Origin of the sequence: Streptomyces sp. NPDC048643 (assembly GCF_040650615.1) — a bacterium.
Classification (GTDB): Bacteria; Actinomycetota; Actinomycetes; order Streptomycetales; family Streptomycetaceae; genus Streptomyces.
On the sequence record NZ_JBEZHO010000001.1, the window covers coordinates 87,470 to 105,140 of the forward strand.

Below are 17,671 nucleotides of genomic sequence, written 5' to 3' on the forward strand. Positions count from 1 at the left end.
GGCTGATCGTGAATGAATTCACGAAACGCCGTAATCGATCACCCATATGGTCGCCCCGCGGATCGCGTACTGATCGCGCACCGACGCTCCGCGAGCCTCGGACGTGGAAGAAGGGTCCCGAGGGGAACCACGGACCGGGTGGGGCGGGGGCGCCGTGCGGGACCCCGGACATGCCGAAGGGCCCCACCGAGTAGGGCCCTTCGGGGCAAGGAAAAAGAGAGGCGGTTGTCAGGTAAGAGCCACGGCCGGCGGCGTGGTGGGCCAGCTCATCCTGATCAGTCCGCCGTGCTCTCCGGCGATGACTTCCACGTCGTCCACGAGACCGCTGATGACCGCGAGGCCCATCTCGTCCTCTTCGGTCTCCACGTCCGGACCGCCGGAAGCGGCGCCGGACGCCGCTCCACCGGGCACCGAACCGGGCGCCTCGTCACCGACCTCGATGGAGAACTGCTTCTCCTCCTCGATCAGCGACACATGCACCGGCGCCGAGATGCCACCGCTCTGGTGCAGCCCGACGGCACGAGAACAGGCCTCGCCGACAGCGAGCCTGACCTCGTCGAGTACGGCCTCGTCCACTCCGGCCCTGCGCGCCACCGCTGCCGCCACCAGTCGGGCGGTCCTGACGTGCTCGGGCAGCGCGCTGAAGCGGAGTTCAACGGTGGCCATGCATCCCCCTCTGAACTACGGGCGTGCTGTCAGGAGGCCGGGCCGCGGCCCGGCCTCCCACTTCTCGAGCCCGGGCCGGAACCCGGGAGACCGGTGGTCAGTCGGTCGCGTTGACCGCCTCCTCCACCGAGGTGTGAATCGGGAACACCTTGGTGAGACCGGTAATACGGAAGATCTTCAGAATGCGCTCCTGGTTGCAGACCAGACGCAGCGAGCCCTCGTGGGCACGGACGCGCTTCAGGCCGCCGACCAGCACGCCGAGACCGGTGGAGTCGAGGAAGTCCACGCCCTCCATGTCGACGACGAGGTGGAAGCTGCCGTCGTTCACCAGCTCGACCAGCTGCTCGCGCAGCTTGGGCGCGGTATATACATCGATTTCGCCGCCGACCTCGACGACCGTACGGTCGCCATTAGGGCCGGACACATTGCGAGTCGACAGGGACAGGTCCACGGATCCTCCAGCACCTTGCTATCGAGCGGTCGCCCCATGGGACACCTCGGCAGAGCCCCCGGGACGGTTCGCCAGCCGCGATGGCATTCAATCACTTACCGGCAGGCGTGCACGACGCCTTGGGTCCATTGTCCGTCACGCCAGTGACACACTCGATGCCGATGGCCAAGAATCACCGATCCGATCGATCCTCGACGGACACAGCGTCCCGCCCCTCGCCGAGCACCGTCCTGGACCGGCTCGCCTCGGGACCGAGCCGGGCTTCGCGCATCACTCATACGGAGCACTTGCCCCCGCGAGCGGGTCGCCATGCCGTCTGGCCGGACCGGATCCGTTCCGAGGTCATCGCCGCGGTGCAGGCCGCGGGCATCGAACACCCGTGGGCCCACCAGGCACGCGTCGCCGAGCACGCCCTGGACGGCGAATCGGTGATCGTCGCGACGGGGACCGCCTCCGGCAAGTCCCTGGCGTACCTCGTCCCGGTCCTCACGGCCCTCCTGGACGGCTCCGAGGCGCCGAACGGCCGGGGAGCCACCGCCCTGTACCTGGCCCCCACGAAGGCCCTCGCAGCCGATCAGCGCCGTTCCGTGAAGGAACTTTCACAACCACTGGGCAATGCGATCCGCCCGGCCGTGTACGACGGCGACACGCCGTTCGAAGAACGCGAGTGGGTTCGTCAGTACGCCAACTACGTCCTGACCAACCCCGACATGCTGCACCGCGGGATATTGCCCTCCCACCCCCGCTGGGCCTCCTTCCTGCGCTCCCTGCGCTACGTCGTCATCGACGAGTGCCACACCTATCGCGGTGTCTTCGGCTCCCACGTCGCCCAGGTGCTGCGCCGACTGCGCCGCCTGTGCGCCCGCTACGGCGCCTCCCCCGTCTTCCTGCTGGCCTCCGCGACCGCCGCCGAGCCCTCCGTCGCGGCCCGCCGCCTGACCGGCCTCCCCGTCGTCGAGGTCGCCGACGACGCCTCCCCTCGCGGGGAACTGGTGTTCGCCCTCTGGGAGCCTCCACTCACCGAACTGCACGGCGAGAAAGGTGCACCCGTCCGGCGTACGGCAACTGCCGAAACGGCCGATCTCCTCACCGACCTCACCGTCCAGGGCATGCGATCGATCGCCTTCGTACGGTCCCGGCGTGGCGCCGAGCTGATCGCGGTCATCGCCCAGGAACGCCTCGCCGAGGTCGACCGATCCCTCGCCCGGCGCGTCGCCGCCTACCGGGGCGGCTACCTCCCCGAGGAACGCCGCGCCCTGGAGCGCGCCCTGCACTCCGGCGAGCTCCTCGGCCTCGCCGCCACCACCGCCCTCGAACTCGGCGTCGACATCTCCGGCCTCGACGCCGTCGTCATCGCCGGCTACCCCGGCACCCGCGCCTCGCTCTGGCAGCAGGCGGGCCGCGCCGGCCGCTCCGGGCAGGGCGCGCTGGCCATCCTCGTCGCCCGCGACGACCCGCTGGACACCTTCCTCGTCCATCATCCCGAGGCCCTGTTCGACCAACCGGTTGAATCCACCGTCCTCGACCCCGACAACCCGTACGTCCTCGCCCCGCACCTGTGCGCCGCGGCGGCCGAGATCCCCCTGACGGACGCCGACCTCGAACTCTTCGGCCCCGCCACCGCCGATCTGCTGCCACAGCTGGAGGCCGCGAAGCTGCTGCGCCGCCGGGCGACGGCCTGGCACTGGACGCGCCGCGAACGGGCCGCCGACCTGACCGACATCCGCGGCGAGGGCGGCACCCCGATCCAGGTCGTCGAGTCCGGCACCGGGCGGCTGCTCGGCACGGTCGACGCGGGCGCCGCGCACACCGCGGTCCACGAGGGCGCCGTCCACCTGCACCAGGGCCGCACATACCTGGTGCGCAAACTGGACCTGGAGGACTCCGTCGCCCTGGTCGAGGAGGCCAGCCCCCCGTATTCGACGGTCGCCCGCGACACCACCTCCATCGCCGTCCTCGAGACCGACGTCGAAGTCCCCTGGGGCGAGGGACGGTTGTGCTACGGCTCCGTCGAAGTCACCAACCAGGTCGTCTCCTTCCTCCGTCGACGTCTCATCACCGGCGAAGTGCTCGGCGAGACCAAGCTCGACCTCCCTCCCCGCACACTCCGTACGCGCGCCGTCTGGTGGACGGTCACCGAGGACCAACTGGACGCGGCCCGGATCAACCCGGAGATCCTCGGCGGCGCACTGCACGCCGCCGAACACGCGTCGATCGGCATGCTGCCGCTCTTCGCCACCTGCGACCGCTGGGACATCGGCGGCGTCTCGGTGCCCCTCCACCCGGACACGCTGCTGCCCACCGTCTTCGTCTACGACGGCCACCCGGGCGGCGCCGGGTTCGCCGAGCGCGCCTTCCACACGGCCCGTTCCTGGCTCACCGCCACCCGCCAGGCCATCGCCTCCTGCGAGTGCGACGCCGGCTGCCCCTCCTGCATCCAGTCCCCCAAGTGCGGCAACGGCAACGACCCCCTGCACAAGCGAGGCGCCGTACGCCTCCTCACCGAGCTCCTCCGGTCCGCGCCGGACGAGACAGAACTCCTGCGGGCTGCGCCGGAAGGGTGACACCGCCCGCCGCGCGGGACCGCTCGCGGCTCGTCACGGCCTCGTACGTCTCGCCGCGAGCGCCGTATGTCTCTCCGACCTCAGCGATGCGGGAAGCCCCACCGGTCCCGCTTCCTCCGGCAGCACAGCCGCCATCGACCGCGACGTCGTAGATGCCTTCCGCCCCGCAGAAACCTCGGCCCCTGCGGGTGCCACTCCCTCCGGCCCGGCGGGCGCTCTCCGCCTCGGCTCCGTGGGCACCTCCGACCCCGCGGGTCCCTCCGCCTCCTTGAACGCATCGGCTTGCCCAGATGCCGCTGCCCTCGACGGTCGCGGCCCCTCTGCCCGCGCAGGGACCTCCGCCGCTCCGGCGGACTCCACCCCCGGCGGTACCGATGCTTCGGTATCCGGCGGACCGGCGGCTTCCGTCCCCGGCGGTCCCGCCCGTGCCCTGGCCTCGGATGTGAACAGTCCGTCCTCCGACGCCGCCGTCACGTCCGAGATCTCGCCCTCGACCGCACACCGGACGAGCCGCGCGTTCTGCTCCCGAGCCACCCGGTCCGCGCGGGCGCAGGCCGCCTTTCCGCCGTCGCTCCAGTGGTCGGCCGCGGCGAGGGCCGCCAGATCGGCTGCCCCTGCCGCCCGGTGCCGTGCCACGGCGGCGTGTCCCATCGCCAGCACCACAGCGAACACGGCGCAGAGCGCGGCCATCGCGCCGACCGTCCACACGGTGGCCGACCCCCGGTCGGAGAACATTCCTCTCCGCGACTTTCCCCGACCCCGACCCCGACCCCGGCCCTGACCTCTGTCCCACTCCCAGTCCCTGTCCCTGCTCTCGTCACCCCTTGTTGCGTTTCGCATCCGGCGCCCGTCCCACCAGGCGCTCCGCCTCCTCATCGCCCGCTCACCCCCACCGTCTCCTCCGCCAGCGCCACCGCCTCGTCGCCGACCCCCAGCGACAGCTCTGTAGGTCCCGGCGTCCGTGCGTCGACCGTCACCCTGACCAGGTCCGCCTCGCGGCTCACCGTGACCTTCGCGCCGGCGGGGGCCGCCCGCCGAGCCGTCGCCACGACCGCTTCCGGTGAGTCCTGGCGGGCCGCCGCCCGGGCACCCGCCCTCGCCGCGTCCACGCACTGGATCTGCGCGGACGCGGCGAGCAGGGCCCAGACCAGCGCGATCCCGACCAGTACCAGCGAGGGCAGTACCACCGCCGCCTCGGCGGTCACGAAACCGCCGTCCCCACCGGCACCGCTCGACCTCAACAGGACGGCGCGCCGGCCCCATTCACGTCTGGCCATTGAGTGCCCGCCCCACGATGCCCTGCAGTTCCTCGCTGACCTGCCCGCTCGTCACCACCTTGTAGAGCACGGCCGCGAAGGCCACCGCCGCGATGACTCCGACCGCGTACTCGGACGTGACCATCCCCGCGTCCCTGCGCACCAGCCGTGCGAGCATCCACGCCCGCGTCCGCGCACGTCCTCGCCTCAGAACCCGTACCGTCCTGCGCATTCCAACCCCCGTAAGGTCGAACCCTGCCTGCCGTGTGGCCCCCGTGATGCGGCCCACCTGTCTTCGTAAGTCACCGCCGTCCCGTCAGCCGGCGCCCCCTTTCAGCAGCCCGCCGGCCAGCCCGATCACCACAGGCAGCACACCGATCGCGAGGAACGCGGGGAGAAAGCACAACCCCACGGGCGCGGTGACCATGACGGCCGCCCGGCGTGCCCGTGCCGTCGCCGTGCGACCCCACTCGGCGCGGGCCTCCGCCGCGAGCCTCCCGACCGGTACGGCCGCGGGCACACCCGAGTCACCCGCCCGCTCCAGCAGCCGCGCCAGCCCCTGGGCACCCGGTATCGACGCCAACCTCTTCCACGCCTCGGCCGGTTCACCCCCGAGCCGCACCTCCGCCGCACCCCGTGCCAGCCGCTCACCCACCGGTCCACCCAAGGCCTCACCCACCGCCTGCGCCGCCGTCACCGGACTCGCGCCTGCCGCGATACAGGCAGCCACCAGGTCGGCGGCAAGCGGGAGTTGCCGGGCGGCCAGAGCTTCGTCGTACTCGACGAGATCCGTGGCCGCCCTCCGCGACTTCCGCTCCCGCCACCACCGGATCCCGAAGCCGCCCGCCAGGCCCACCAGAGCCCCGCCGAGACCGCCGATCAGGATCCAGCCGGCACACACCGCCGCCGGCACGGGCAACCACTTGCGACCGAATGCGCCGATGTCGAAACGCCGGCGTGGTGGAGGCGCCTCCAGGGCGAGCAGGACGGCCAGCCGTCCGCGCATCCCTCGCTCGCGCCGCGCCGCCCCGATCCACCGGGCGAACGATCCGAGCAGGAGCACCCCGCACACCACCGCCCCCAACCTGTGGACAACTTCCTCGCTCATGCCGTCTCCGCTCCTCGAACGATCCGTAGCGCCCACCACAGGCCCACGCCCTCCAGCACCCCTCCGACCAGCAGGCACCCCAGCCCGGGCCCCGTGTGCAGCAACACGTGCAGCGGATCGGCGCCGAGCGCCGTGCCGAGCAGGAGGCCGAGAACCGGCAGGCCGGCGAGCATCGAGGCCGTCGAACGCGAACCCGCCAACTGCGCTCGCATGTCCGCTCTTTGATCGCGGTCCGCGCGCAACGCGCCCTCCAGCCGGTCCAGCCCCGCGGCGAGTCCCGCACCCCGGTCCACGGCGACGCGCCAGCACGCGGCGAGTCCCACCAGACCGTCGGCGCCAGGCTGACGCGCCGCCTCGGTGAGCGCACCCGGCACATCCCCGCCGAACCGGGCCGCCGCCAACACCACCGGCTGCCCGCCACCGAGCCCTTCCGAGTCGCGCGCCGCTCCCAGCAACGCCTCGCCCGGCTGCCGGCCGGCCCGCACCTCACCGGCGAGAGCACCGCACAGGGCGATCACCGCGTCGCCGCGCCGCTCCCGCTCCCGCCGGGCCTCCGACGCCCGCCTCACCCGTCCCAGCAGGGGGACTCCGGCCGCCCCCAGGAGGAGAGGCACCACCGAGGAGCCGATCATCGCGATCACCAACCCGGCCACCAGCGACCAGGCTTCCGGCCGCATCCGTGCTCGCAGTCGCCTCAACACGGCGCCGACCCGCTCCTGATGAGGCGGACCGGCCCCATCGACCCCACCGCCCGCGAGCAAGAGCCGCGCCCTGCGTGCTCCCGCGCCCCGCTCGCTCATCAGCCAGGCCGCGACCCCCGCACACACCATGACGGCACTCACGTACACATCGGCCGTCTCACCGATCGCCATCCCACTCCCCGTTCGTGTCCCGGCCTCCGGGCGCGGTCGCGCCCGCTTCTCGTCCTGCTGCCACAGGGGTCCTCGCTGTTCTCGCAGCTCCTTCGACCCCGTCAACTCCCCGCGCGTCGATGCGAATCGGTCCATGCCGGCCTTGCCCGCCATCCCGAAGCAGCCCCCGCAGCCGCTCCCAGCCGCGCTCGTACACGAAGGCGTCCTCGCCCCACCTGAGGGCCGGCACGGTGACCACCAGCCCCGACGGGTCGCGTTCGAGGACGTGCACCTCGGCGATCCGGCGCCGGCCCGCCCGGTCCCGGACGAGGTGCAGCACCACGGACAGGGCCGCCGCCAACTGGCTGTGCAGAGCCGCCCGGTCGAGCCCGGCCGCGGTACCCAGCGCCTCCAGGCGGGCCGGGACCTGCGCCGCCGCGTTCGCGTGGACGGTGCCGCAGCCTCCTTCGTGGCCCGTGTTCAGGGCCGCCAGCAGTGAGACGACCTCCGGACCACGCACCTCACCGACGACCAGCCGGTCCGGGCGCATCCGCAGGGCCTGCCGGACCAGGTCCTGGAGCGCGACGAGCCCGACGCCCTCCTGATTGGCCGGCCTCCCCTCCAGGCGCACCACGTGCGGATGTTCGGGCCGCAGTTCCGCCGAGTCCTCGGCAAGCACGATCCGCTCCCCGGGACCCACGAGACCCAGCAGCGCGCTGAGCAAGGTCGTCTTCCCCGACCCGGTGCCTCCGCTGATGAGGAAGGACAACCGGGCGTCCAGCAGCGCTCTGAGCACTCGGTCCCCGCCGGGTGGCACCGTCCCCGCCGCGACCAGTTCGTCGAGCGTGAACGCACGCGGCCGCACGACGCGCAGGGAGAGACAGGTGGAGCCGACGGCCACCGGTGGCAGCACCGCGTGCAGTCGGGTCCCGTCGGGCAGTCGGGCGTCCACCCACGGCCGGGCGTCGTCCAGCCTTCGGCCCGCCACGGCCGCCAAGCGTTGGGCGAGCCGCCGTACGGCCGCCGCGTCCGGGAAGGACACGGACGTGAGCTCCAGGCCACCACCCCGGTCCACCCACACCCGGTCGGGTGCCGACACCAGGACATCGGTCACCGACGGGTCGGCGAGCAGCGGTTCGAGTGGGCCGCTGCCCACCAGCTCCGACCGCAACCGCTCTGCAGCGCCGAGGACTTCGGCGTCCCCGAGCACCCGGCCCTGCGCACGCAGCGCCTGCGCCACCCTCGCCGGGGTGGGTTCGGCACCACTCTCGGCGAGCCACTGCCGCACCCCGTCCAGCAACTCCGCGGGCTCGTCGGCCCCCGGCCATGTCTCCCCCGGTGCGCCGAACGTCCCGGCAGCCCCGGACCACGCCTCCGCCCGGCCGGTCAGGAAGCCTCCGGGTACGCCCCTCGCATCCGTCGCCCCGGTCTTTCGACGCCCGTACGTTTCTCTCCCGCCTCCGTCCCGCGCGCCCGATGTCCCCGGTCGCACAGCGTGCTCAGGCCCGTCCCGCGCGTCCCTACGCCCGTACGGCAAGCCCTGGCGCGGGTCCTGCAGCTCACCGCCCGTTCGCCCATCCAGGCCCACTCCACAGCCCATACCTGTGGTCGCGTCCCAGCTCATACGCCCCCTCCTTCGACCGGAATCCGCTCCCAGAAGGCCGTGCAGAACCGGGCCAGCGGCCCCCGGGCCACGCTCCCGGGCGGTGGCCCGCCGTCCAACGGGGAGGGCTCTTCGGGTACTTCGCCCACCAGGGGCAGGTCGAGCAGTCGAGCGACCTCGCGGTCGTCCAGTCCCGGAGCGAACGGGCCCCGCACCGCCACCCGCAGATCGCGCAGGACCATGCCTGCCGCGGACGCCATCCGCCCGGCCGCCGCGATGGCGCGCAGATCGCCCGGGACCACCAGAACCCCCACATCGAGCTGGGAGAGGACCTCGGCGACGCCCTCGTCGATGCGGCGGGGCAGGTCGACGACGACCGCGCCGCCACGTCGCCTGGCGGCGGCCAGGACCGCTCGTACCGCTCGCGGCGGGATGGTGACCGCGTCACCCCTGTCCCAGCTGAGGACACGGAGTGCGTGCAGTTCGGGCAGCGACTCCTCCAGGGCGCCGCCGCCGACCCTGCCGCGGGAGGCGGCGAACGCCGGCCAGCGCAGTCCCTCGGCCGCCTCACCCCCCAGGAGTACGTCGAGTCCGCCGCCCAGGGGATCCGCGTCCACGAGCAGGGTGCGCCTGCCCTGGCGCGCCGACGTGAGGGCGAGTGCGCAGGCCAGCGTGGACGCGCCGGCACCCCCGCGCCCGCCGAGGACGCCGACGGTGAGGGCGGGCCTGCCGATCCCTTCCGCCACGTCGGCGATGCGGTCGACCAGCCATTGCTCGCCGTCCGGCAGCATCAGGACGTGGTCGGCCCCGATCTCGACGGCTCGTCGCCAGACTCCGGAATCGTCCTGGTCCCGGCCGACCAGCACCACTCCCCTTCGCCGGGAGGCCCCGCGCACCCGCAGAGCCGCGTCGTCGCCGACCAGGACGAGGGGTGCCGCCTCCCAGCTGTCCCTGCGTTCCGGAATCCCGTGATGGACCTCGGGCCGCGCTCCCGCCGCCGCGCACAGGCGCAACAGGTCGTCGAGCAGTTCGGCGTCCTCGGTGACGATCAACGGTCCGCCCTGCCGCCCCTCGGCGGTGGGCGGCCGGTCATGTGTGATGGCTCCCGCCACGATCTCCAGCCCCCTTCGCTGCTTCTTGCGCGGGGCCCTCCAGGACCCCGTGATTCCCGCCCGTATGGAGAACCGGCGAGCGGCCTCCATATGAACGGCCGATACGAACCGGCCAAACGCGTCCGACAAACGGAACCCGCCATGAACTGGCGGCGAGCGGAGCGCGTGGGAATCACGGTGCAGCGATCCCGGAAATCATGTGGATCTTGGTCGAAAACTGTGGACAACTCAGTGGCTGTGAATATCACCTTCACCCATACCGATGAGCTCACAACGACTTCCACAGCGCAGTCTGCCGACTACACACAGTGACGGATCATGGTCATGAAAAAAGCGCGGCCTGAACGGTGCCGAAGAGGCTCCGAGGCCGCGCAGAAGGGGAAGAAAACGCGTCCGGACATGCGACGACCCCCGCCGGGGGGGAGAGCGGGGGTCGTCCCCACGGGCCGACTCGGGGGGGGAGGAGCCGGACCGGGTTAGCACGGTCGCGAACGATCCGTGACTTCCATGGTGTACCCGAGAGCCTTCTCAGGCAAACCCACGCGCCTCACCTTACGCCGAATGGTGGGCCCTATGCTCAACCTTGTGGAAAACCACTCCTTGCCTCGTACAGCCGCCTTCTTTGACCTGGACAAGACGGTCATTGCGAAGTCGAGCACGCTCACGTTCAGCAAGTCGTTCTACCAAGGCGGACTGATCAGCCGCAGGGCGGCCTTGCGCACCGCGTACATCCAGTTCGTGTTCCTGGCCGGCGGCGCCGACCACGACCAGATGGAGCGGATGCGCAAGTACCTGTCGTCGATGTGCCGCGGCTGGAACGTCCAGCAGGTCAAGGAGATCGTCGCCGAGACGCTCCACGACCTCATCGACCCGATCATCTACGACGAGGCCGCCTCCCTCATCGAGGAGCACCACACCGCCGGGCGGGACGTCGTGATCGTGTCCACGTCCGGGGCCGAGGTGGTCGAGCCGATCGGTGAACTGCTCGGCGCGGACCGCGTGGTGGCGACCCGGATGGTCGTGGGCGAGGACGGCTGTTTCACGGGTGAGGTGGAGTACTACGCGTACGGACCGACGAAGGCCGACGCGATCAAGGACCTGGCCGCGTCCGAGGGCTACGACCTCTCCCGCTGCTACGCCTACAGCGACTCGGCGACCGACGTGCCGATGCTGGAGTCGGTCGGCCATCCGCACGCCGTGAACCCCGACCGCACCCTGCGCCGCGAGGCGGTCGCGCGCTCCTGGCCGATCCTCGACTTCCACCGCCCCGTCCGCCTCAAGCAGCGGCTGCCCAACCTGTCCGTACCACCCCGACCGGCACTGGTCGCGGCGGCGGCGATAGGAGCGGCGGCGGCCACGGCCGGTCTCGTCTGGTACGCGAGCCGGCGGCGCGCCTCGGTGGTGTGAACGCCCGGCCCAGCGGCGGCCTGAAGCGTCTCGCGACAGCCCCTCCGTGAGCGCCACGCGTGCGCATGCAGCCCGCGAGCGCCCCTTTTCTCAGCCTTTGAACCCAAAAGTAAAGAAGTGCGGCCAGGGGTTCCGCTTCCTCGGGACCAGGAGTACAAAGGGGTTAACGGCCCGCGAGACCAAGGACATCCGCGAGGATCACCTTTGAACGCAGCAAGGCCCCACGGACCGAGCATGAACATCGAGCACCCACGCGACGTCGACCCGTCGATTACGGGCCAGCCGCACCAGGTGACGGGCCGAAGTTCCCGACCTGATGGGCAACATCCGAGGACGCTTGGTAACCCGGTGAACATGCCAGCGGCGGTACGAGACCTCGTACCGCCGCAACCCTGTTCAGGGTGTTTCCGTCTCCCGGCCCGCGGGCCGCGCCGGCCTCCTCGCTAGGCCGCGCCCCTCTGAAGCGCCTCACAGACCGCCGCGGACTCCCGCGCGCCCAGCTCGACAGCCTTGCCGCAGTGGGCGATCCAGGCGGCCATGCCCTCCGGCGTGCCCGAGACATAGCCGTCCAGCGCCGTCAGATAGGCCGCGCGGCCCAGCTCCGCGTGGCCGACCTCCACCGGACAGATCGACTTGGGGTCGAGACCACTGCCGATCAGCACGATGCGCTCGGCCGCGCGCGCGACCAGCCCGTTGCGGGACGTGAAGGGGCGCAGGGCGATCAGCTCACCGTGCACGACGGCCGCCGTGACCAGCGCGGGCGCCGAACCACCGGCAATGATCAGCTGCGAGAGGCCTTCGAGCCGGCCGGCGACCTCGTCCGCGTCCGGTAGCGGCAGTTCCACCAAGGGCTCATCGACCCGCTCGCCGCGCTGTCGCGGCCGGCCGGTGTCGTCGCCCTGGTCCGCCGCTGCCACCAGATGCAGACGGGCCAGCACCCGGAGGGGCGACTGCCGCCAGATGGAGAGGAGTTGTCCCGCCTCGGCGGTCAGCCGCAGAGCCGCGCCGACCGTGCGTGCCTCGTCGTCGGAACTGAAGTCGGTCCGCCGACGCACCTCTTCGAGGGCCCAGTCGGCGCCGGACACCGCCGCCGAACCGCGCGCGCCGCGCAGCGCCGCCTCCGACGTGATCTCGTTGCTGCGGCGCCGCATGATGCGGTGCCCGTAGACCCGGTCCACGGCCTTGCGGACGGACTCCACGGATTCGGCCACCCCGGGAAGCGAGGCCAGAGCCGCGAGCGGATCGGCGGTCGCACCTGTCGTACTCATGAGTACGACCCTACGCACTGAGCGGCCACACCCCACGAAGGAGTGGTCTTCTTCACGCAGCGCAAACACGGAGTGCGATCAACGCACTACCCTTGGTGAACATGAAAATTGCTTTCGTCGGGAAGGGCGGCAGTGGCAAGACCACTCTGTCGTCGCTCTTCGTCCGCCACCTCGCCGCCTCGGGGGCTCCGGTCGTCGCCGTGGACGCCGACATCAACCAGCACCTGGGACCCGCACTCGGCCTCGAGGAGACGGAGGCCGCGGCCCTCCCCGCGATGGGCGAGCGGCTGCCCCTCATCAAGGACTACCTGCGCGGCTCCAATCCTCGCATCGCCTCGGCCGAGACGATGATCAAGACGACTCCGCCCGGCCAGGGTTCCCGGCTGCTGCGCGTCGACGAGACCAACCCGGTCTACGACGCCTGCGCGCGGCCGGTGGAACTCGACGGCGGCACCATCCGTTTGATGGTCACCGGCCCGTTCACCGAGGCCGATCTGGGAGTCGCCTGCTACCACTCCAAGACCGGCGCGGTGGAGCTCTGCCTGAATCACCTCGTCGACGGCCCCGGCGAGTACGTCGTGGTGGACATGACGGCCGGTTCCGACTCCTTCGCGTCCGGCCTCTTCACCCGTTTCGACATCACGTTCCTCGTCGCCGAGCCGACCCGGAAGGGGGTCTCCGTCTATCGCCAGTACAAGGAGTACGCCCAGGACTTCGGCGTCACCCTCAAGGTCGTCGGCAACAAGGTGCAGGGCCAGGACGACGTCGACTTCCTGCGCGCGGAAGTCGGCGGCGACCTCTTGGTGACGGTCGGGCACTCCGACTGGGTGCGCGCCATGGAGAAGGGCCGGCCGCCCCGGTTCGAGCTCCTGGAGGAGGACAACAGGAACTCACTGTCCTGCCTGAGGACGGCCGCCGACGCCACGTACGAGTTGCGTGACTGGGACCGGTACACGCGCCAGATGGTGCACTTCCACCGGAAGAACGCGGCGAGTTGGGGCAACACCAGGACCGGGGAGGACCTGACGGAGCAGATCGACCCCGGCTTCGTGCTCGGAGAGAGTCCGCTGGCCACGGCCTGAGCGGCCGGGCGGCCCCAGCTCCTTCGGGGACGAGCGAGGGGGCCGGTCCGGGCCGGCGCGCCGCTACTGCTTGAGGGCCGGCGCGCCGGGGACGCCCTTCGGGGCCGGTGCGGGGTTTCCGGAGAGGAAGGACGCCCAGCCCTGCTTCGGAGCCTCACCGACCGTGAGGCCGCGGAGCTTGGCGACGGTGGCCGGGTCCTGGGCGTCGAGCCAGTCGGCGAGCTGCCGGAAGGAGACGCAGCGGACCTCGGCCTTGGTGCAGACGCGCTCGACGACCTCGTCGACGGCACGCATGTAGTTGCCGCCGTTCCAGGACTCGAAGTGGTTGCCGATCACCAACGGTGCGCGGTTCCCGTCGTAGGCGCGCTCGAAGCCCTTGAGCAGGCCGTCACGCATCTGGTCGCCCCAGAGCTGCTGCTTGTCGGGGTCACCCTGGGTCTGGGTGCCCGACTGGTTGACCATGAAATTGTAGTCCATGGTGAGCTGCTCGTAGGAGTGGCCGGGGAAGGGCACGAGCTGCATCGACAGATCCCACAGGCCCTCCTTCTTCTTCGGCCAGAGCTGGTCGTTGACCCCGCTGGTGTCGTAGCGGAAGCCCAGTTGATGGGCGGCCTTCATGAAGTTCTGCTGGCCCTCCAGACACGGGGTGCGGGCGCCGACGAGTTCCTTGTCGTAGTCGAAGGGCAGCGCCGATTCCTTCTTCAGGCCCGTGTTGGTCTTCCAGGACTTCACGAACGACTTCGCCTGGGCGATCTCGCTCTTCCAGTCCGCGACCGACCACTGGCCGACCCCGCCCTCGGTGCCGCAGAAGTGGCCGTTGAAGTGCGTGCCGATCTCGTTGCCCTCCAGCCACGCGCCGCGCAGCTGCTTCACGGTGTCCTCGATGCCCTGCTGGTCGTTGAAGCCGATCTCCGAGCTGCCGGCCGAGTGCTGCGGCGGGCGGTACAGGTCGCGCTTGTCCTCCGGCAGCATGTACACGCCGCTCAGGAAGTACGTCATCGTCGCGTTGTTGGCCTTGGAGATCTTCCGGAAGTGGGAGAAGAGCTTCTGGCTGTCCTCGCCTGCGCCGTCCCAGGAGAAGACCACGAACTGCGGCGGCTTCTGGCCGGGCTTCAGCCGCTCGGGGCGGGGCAGGTGCGGCTGCGCCCCGGTGTAGGAGGTGGAGCCGTCACCGATCAGGCGCACCGCGGTCTTGGGGGCGGGCGCGCCTTCCGCCTTCTTCACGGTGTGCGTGGCGTGGGAAGGGGGGGTACCGCCCGCGCAACCGGCGAGCGCCGTGGCGCAGGCCGCGGCGAGTGCTACACCCGCGGCGATCCTCTGGGTGGCGGCCATCTCCGCCCTCCTTTTCCTCGGTCGGTCAACCCTGGTCAGGGCGTCAGGGGTGGTGTGCAGCTGAGTGCCGACGGCGCCGCCAAGGTTTCACGGGACCGGGAAGGAATAAGTACGACAAGCCGATCAAAAGACTGCTTCACCCCGGAGAGTGATTTACTGCCCCATTTGCTCCGATTTACCGCATGAGCCCTTTACCCTGCATTACGATCCGTTTACCGAGCGTTGAAAGTCCCGCCGCTGCACGCCGTGACCCACGGCCGCGACCCGCCCCCCGCCGCAATCGGACGGGGGACCACCTGTTCCGCGACCGCGCTGCCCCGGAGGAGACGGGAACATGTCTGCCTGCGTCCCCACTCGCGCCGCCGACCCCACTCGGCCCGCGCGCACCCACCAGCCCCACAGCCCGCCACCGACCCCACCCCGCCGATTCCGCATCGAGAGCGCGGACCTGTCGGCCTCGATCGCGGTCTTCCTGATCGCCCTCCCGTTGTCCCTCGGCATCGCCCTCGCCACCGGCGCACCGCTTCAGGCGGGCCTCGTCGCCGCCGCCGTCGGCGGACTCGTGGCCGGGCGCCTCGGCGGCTCGGCGCTCCAGGTGAGCGGCCCCGCCGCCGGCCTGACGGTCGTCACCGCCGAGCTGATCCAGCACTACGGCTGGCGCGCGACCTGCGGCATCACCGTGCTCGCGGGCCTCACCCAACTCGGCCTCGGCTGCCTGCGCGTCGCGCGGACGGCACTGGCGGTCAGCCCCGCGATCGTGCACGGCATGCTCGCCGGCATCGGCGTCACCATCGCCGTCGCCCAACTGCACATCGTGCTCGGGGGTGTGCCCCAGAGTTCCGTCCTCGCCAACCTCGTCGGACTGCCGGACCAGGTGGCGCGCATGCAGCCCGCGGCGGTGTCCATGAGCGTTCTGACGCTGGTGCTCCTGTTCGCCTGGCCGCGCCTGCCCGGGCGCACCGGCCGACTGCTGCGCAAGGTGCCCGCCGCCCTGGTCGCCGTCGCCGGCGCCACCGCGACCGCCTCGCTCGCCGGACTGACCCTGCCCAGGGTCGACCTGCCCTCGTGGAGCAGCCACGCGCTGGCCGGACTCCCCGAGGGCCCGGTGCTCGGCGTCGCCGCGGCCGTCCTCACCGTGACGCTGGTGTGCAGCGTGCAATCGCTGCTCGGTGCCGTCGCGGTGGACAAGCTGGTGAGCGCACGCCCGGAACTCCAGGTCCGCGTGGGCCGATCCGCCCTCGACAGGGAACTGCTCGGCCAGGGCGCCGCCAACGTCGTCTCCGGCGCGCTCGGTGGACTGCCGGTCGCCGGTGTGGCCGTCCGCAGTTCCGCGAATGTCCAAGCAGGCGCCGTGAGCCGGAACTCCACGATGCTGCACGGCGTTTTCGTAGTAGTCGCCGCGCTGCTGATGGTCCCGATCCTGGAGCTGATCCCCCTCGCATCGCTCGCCGCCCTGGTGATGGCCGTCGGCATCCAGATGGTGTCCCTGCACCACATCCGCACGGTCACCCGCCACCGCGAAGTGCTGGTCTACGCCGTCACCACGCTCGGCGTCGTGTTCCTCGGGGTCCTCGAGGGCGTGGCGCTGGGGGTCGCCGTCGCCGTCGGTGTCGCCCTGCACCGCCTCACCCGCACCCGCATCACGCACGAAGAGAAGGGGGGAGTCCATCACGTCCGCGTACGAGGCCAGTTGACGTTCCTGGCGGTGCCGCGACTCAGCCGCGCCCTCCATCTCATCCCCCGCGGCGCCGACACCGTCGTGGAGTTGGACGGCTCGTTCATGGACCACGCCGCGTACGAGTCGCTGCAGGACTGGCAGAGCGCGCACAGCGCCCAAGGCGCCACGGTGGAGATCACCGGGCGCGCCGGGACCCGGATCGCCGAGCCGGCCGACTCCGCGCACTGCCGCTGCCGCCCCTGGACGCCGTGGCGGAACCATCACTGCGAGGATCCCAGCGCCATGGGGTCCGCCTCGCCCGACACCCGTTCCGGCGAGCGCGACGAGGAGACCGGTGAGCCCCGGCCGAGCGGGCACCAACTGGCCCGCGGTATCAGCGCGTTCCAGCGGAACACCGCTCCCCTGGTGCGCGAGGAGCTGGCCAGGCTCGCGCGGGAGGGACAGCGGCCGTCACAGCTGTTCCTGACGTGTGCCGACTCCCGGCTCGTCACATCGATGATCACCTCCAGTGGTCCGGGTGACCTCTTCGTCGTGCGGAACGTGGGCAACCTCGTGCCGCTGCCGGGAGAGGAGAGCGGGGACGACTCGGTGGCCGCCGCCATCGAGTACGCCGTGGACGTGCTCAAGGTGCGGTCCATCACCGTGTGCGGGCACTCCGGATGCGGGGCCATGCAGGCGCTGCTGGCGTCGGAGCCCGGAGGGGCCCTCACGCCGTTGAAGCGGTGGCTGCGGCACGGGCGGCCGAGCGTGGAGCGGATGGCCGACGAGCACCGGCCGAAGCCGCGCCTCACCGGGCGGGCGCCCGCCGACACGGTGGAGCAGCTCTGCCTGACCAACGTGGTGCAGCAGTTGGAGCACCTGCGGGCGCACGACTCCGTCGCGCGGGCGCTGCGCGACGGCGCTCTCGAACTGCACGGGATGTACTTCCACGTCGGTGAGGCACAGGCCTACCTGCTGGCCGACGGCGACGAGGCCGAGCTCTTCGGTCACGTGGGCGCTGCGGACGATCTGCGCCATCCGGCGTGAGGGGCGATGGTGTGCGGCCCCGGTCCGCGGGGCCGCACACCACACCCGGTGCCTGACGCCTGCCGCTCCCCTTCCCCTGCGCTCTCCGCCACCCTTGCTCGATCTCCCCCTTTTTTTCGCCTGGGGTCCCGCGACGACACGCCCGGCCGGTCCGAGAGAGACGACCGTGCCGGGCGAGGTGTTCCGTGAACCCGGTGTCCGCGGCGCACGTGCCTCAGAGTGTGGCCCCGCCCGCCAGGGCGTCAGTCCTCGTGTGATCTTGTGGGG

The 17,671-nt window shown here is 71.4% G+C and carries 14 protein-coding genes and 1 pseudogene; 4 read left to right on the forward strand and 11 right to left on the reverse strand.

Annotated elements, in window-relative coordinates; translation table 11 throughout:
- Window positions 1-228: 228 nt before the first annotated feature.
- Together AB0C62_RS00320 and bldG are read right to left on the reverse strand one after the other, a co-directional pair.
- On the reverse strand, window positions 229-666 hold the full coding sequence (locus tag AB0C62_RS00320; protein WP_081218540.1) for an ATP-binding protein: 438 nt from the start codon (window positions 664-666) through the stop codon (window positions 229-231).
- Between the two features lie 97 nt (window positions 667-763).
- On the reverse strand, window positions 764-1,117 hold the full coding sequence (gene bldG / locus AB0C62_RS00325) for an anti-sigma factor antagonist BldG (protein WP_028799135.1): 354 nt from the start codon (window positions 1,115-1,117) through the stop codon (window positions 764-766).
- An 80-nt stretch (window positions 1,118-1,197) separates the two neighbouring features.
- On the opposite strand from bldG, the gene AB0C62_RS00330 reads away from it, so the two are divergent.
- Complete coding sequence (locus AB0C62_RS00330) at window positions 1,198-3,681, forward strand: DEAD/DEAH box helicase (protein ID WP_362968822.1); 2,484 nt, start codon at window positions 1,198-1,200, stop codon at window positions 3,679-3,681.
- Window positions 3,682-4,092: 411 nt separating this feature from the next.
- Here the strand turns inward: AB0C62_RS00330 and AB0C62_RS00335 are convergent.
- The 7 genes and pseudogenes from AB0C62_RS00335 to ssd form a co-directional block, all read right to left on the reverse strand.
- A pseudogene (locus AB0C62_RS00335) lies at window positions 4,093-4,416 on the reverse strand (Rv3654c family TadE-like protein); the annotation flags it as partial.
- Between the two features lie 137 nt (window positions 4,417-4,553).
- A complete protein-coding gene (locus tag AB0C62_RS00340) occupies window positions 4,554-4,958 on the reverse strand; it encodes a TadE family type IV pilus minor pilin (RefSeq protein ID WP_362968824.1) in 405 nt (134 codons plus the stop codon).
- The gene (locus AB0C62_RS00345) at window positions 4,945-5,115 is read right to left on the reverse strand and encodes a DUF4244 domain-containing protein (RefSeq protein ID WP_355882228.1); all 171 of its coding nucleotides are present in this window, start codon (window positions 5,113-5,115) and stop codon (window positions 4,945-4,947) included. The genes AB0C62_RS00340 and AB0C62_RS00345 overlap by 14 nt, the downstream gene beginning before the upstream one ends.
- Before the next feature lie 138 nt (window positions 5,116-5,253).
- Window positions 5,254-6,045, reverse strand: a complete 792-nt coding sequence (locus tag AB0C62_RS00350) for a type II secretion system F family protein (protein ID WP_362968826.1) — start codon at window positions 6,043-6,045, stop codon at window positions 5,254-5,256.
- Entirely contained in the window at window positions 6,042-6,917 is an 876-nt protein-coding gene (locus tag AB0C62_RS00355; RefSeq protein WP_362968828.1) for a hypothetical protein, read from the reverse strand. Before AB0C62_RS00355 ends, AB0C62_RS00350 begins: the two co-directional genes overlap by 4 nt.
- Complete coding sequence (locus tag AB0C62_RS00360) at window positions 6,904-8,196, reverse strand: TadA family conjugal transfer-associated ATPase (protein ID WP_362968830.1); 1,293 nt, start codon at window positions 8,194-8,196, stop codon at window positions 6,904-6,906. Before AB0C62_RS00360 ends, AB0C62_RS00355 begins: the two co-directional genes overlap by 14 nt.
- Before the next feature lie 320 nt (window positions 8,197-8,516).
- Window positions 8,517-9,611, reverse strand: a complete 1,095-nt coding sequence (gene ssd, locus AB0C62_RS00365; protein ID WP_362968832.1) for a septum site-determining protein Ssd — start codon at window positions 9,609-9,611, stop codon at window positions 8,517-8,519.
- A gap of 573 nt (window positions 9,612-10,184) precedes the next feature.
- On the opposite strand from ssd, the gene AB0C62_RS00370 reads away from it, so the two are divergent.
- Entirely contained in the window at window positions 10,185-11,018 is an 834-nt protein-coding gene (locus AB0C62_RS00370; RefSeq protein ID WP_362968834.1) for an HAD family hydrolase, read from the forward strand.
- Window positions 11,019-11,461: 443 nt separating this feature from the next.
- On the opposite strand, the gene AB0C62_RS00375 is transcribed toward AB0C62_RS00370, so the two are convergent.
- Window positions 11,462-12,286, reverse strand: a complete 825-nt coding sequence (locus tag AB0C62_RS00375) for an oxidoreductase (RefSeq protein ID WP_362968836.1) — start codon at window positions 12,284-12,286, stop codon at window positions 11,462-11,464.
- 101 nt (window positions 12,287-12,387) lie between these two features.
- On the opposite strand from AB0C62_RS00375, the gene AB0C62_RS00380 reads away from it, so the two are divergent.
- On the forward strand, window positions 12,388-13,368 hold the full coding sequence (locus AB0C62_RS00380) for an ATP-binding protein (RefSeq protein ID WP_362968838.1): 981 nt from the start codon (window positions 12,388-12,390) through the stop codon (window positions 13,366-13,368).
- 63 nt (window positions 13,369-13,431) lie between these two features.
- Here AB0C62_RS00380 and AB0C62_RS00385 read toward each other — a convergent pair whose 3' ends face one another.
- Entirely contained in the window at window positions 13,432-14,700 is a 1,269-nt protein-coding gene (locus AB0C62_RS00385) for a hypothetical protein (protein ID WP_362968840.1), read from the reverse strand.
- A 334-nt stretch (window positions 14,701-15,034) separates the two neighbouring features.
- On the opposite strand from AB0C62_RS00385, the gene AB0C62_RS00390 reads away from it, so the two are divergent.
- On the forward strand, window positions 15,035-17,404 hold the full coding sequence (locus tag AB0C62_RS00390; protein WP_362968841.1) for a SulP family inorganic anion transporter: 2,370 nt from the start codon (window positions 15,035-15,037) through the stop codon (window positions 17,402-17,404).
- Window positions 17,405-17,671: the final 267 nt, after the last annotated feature.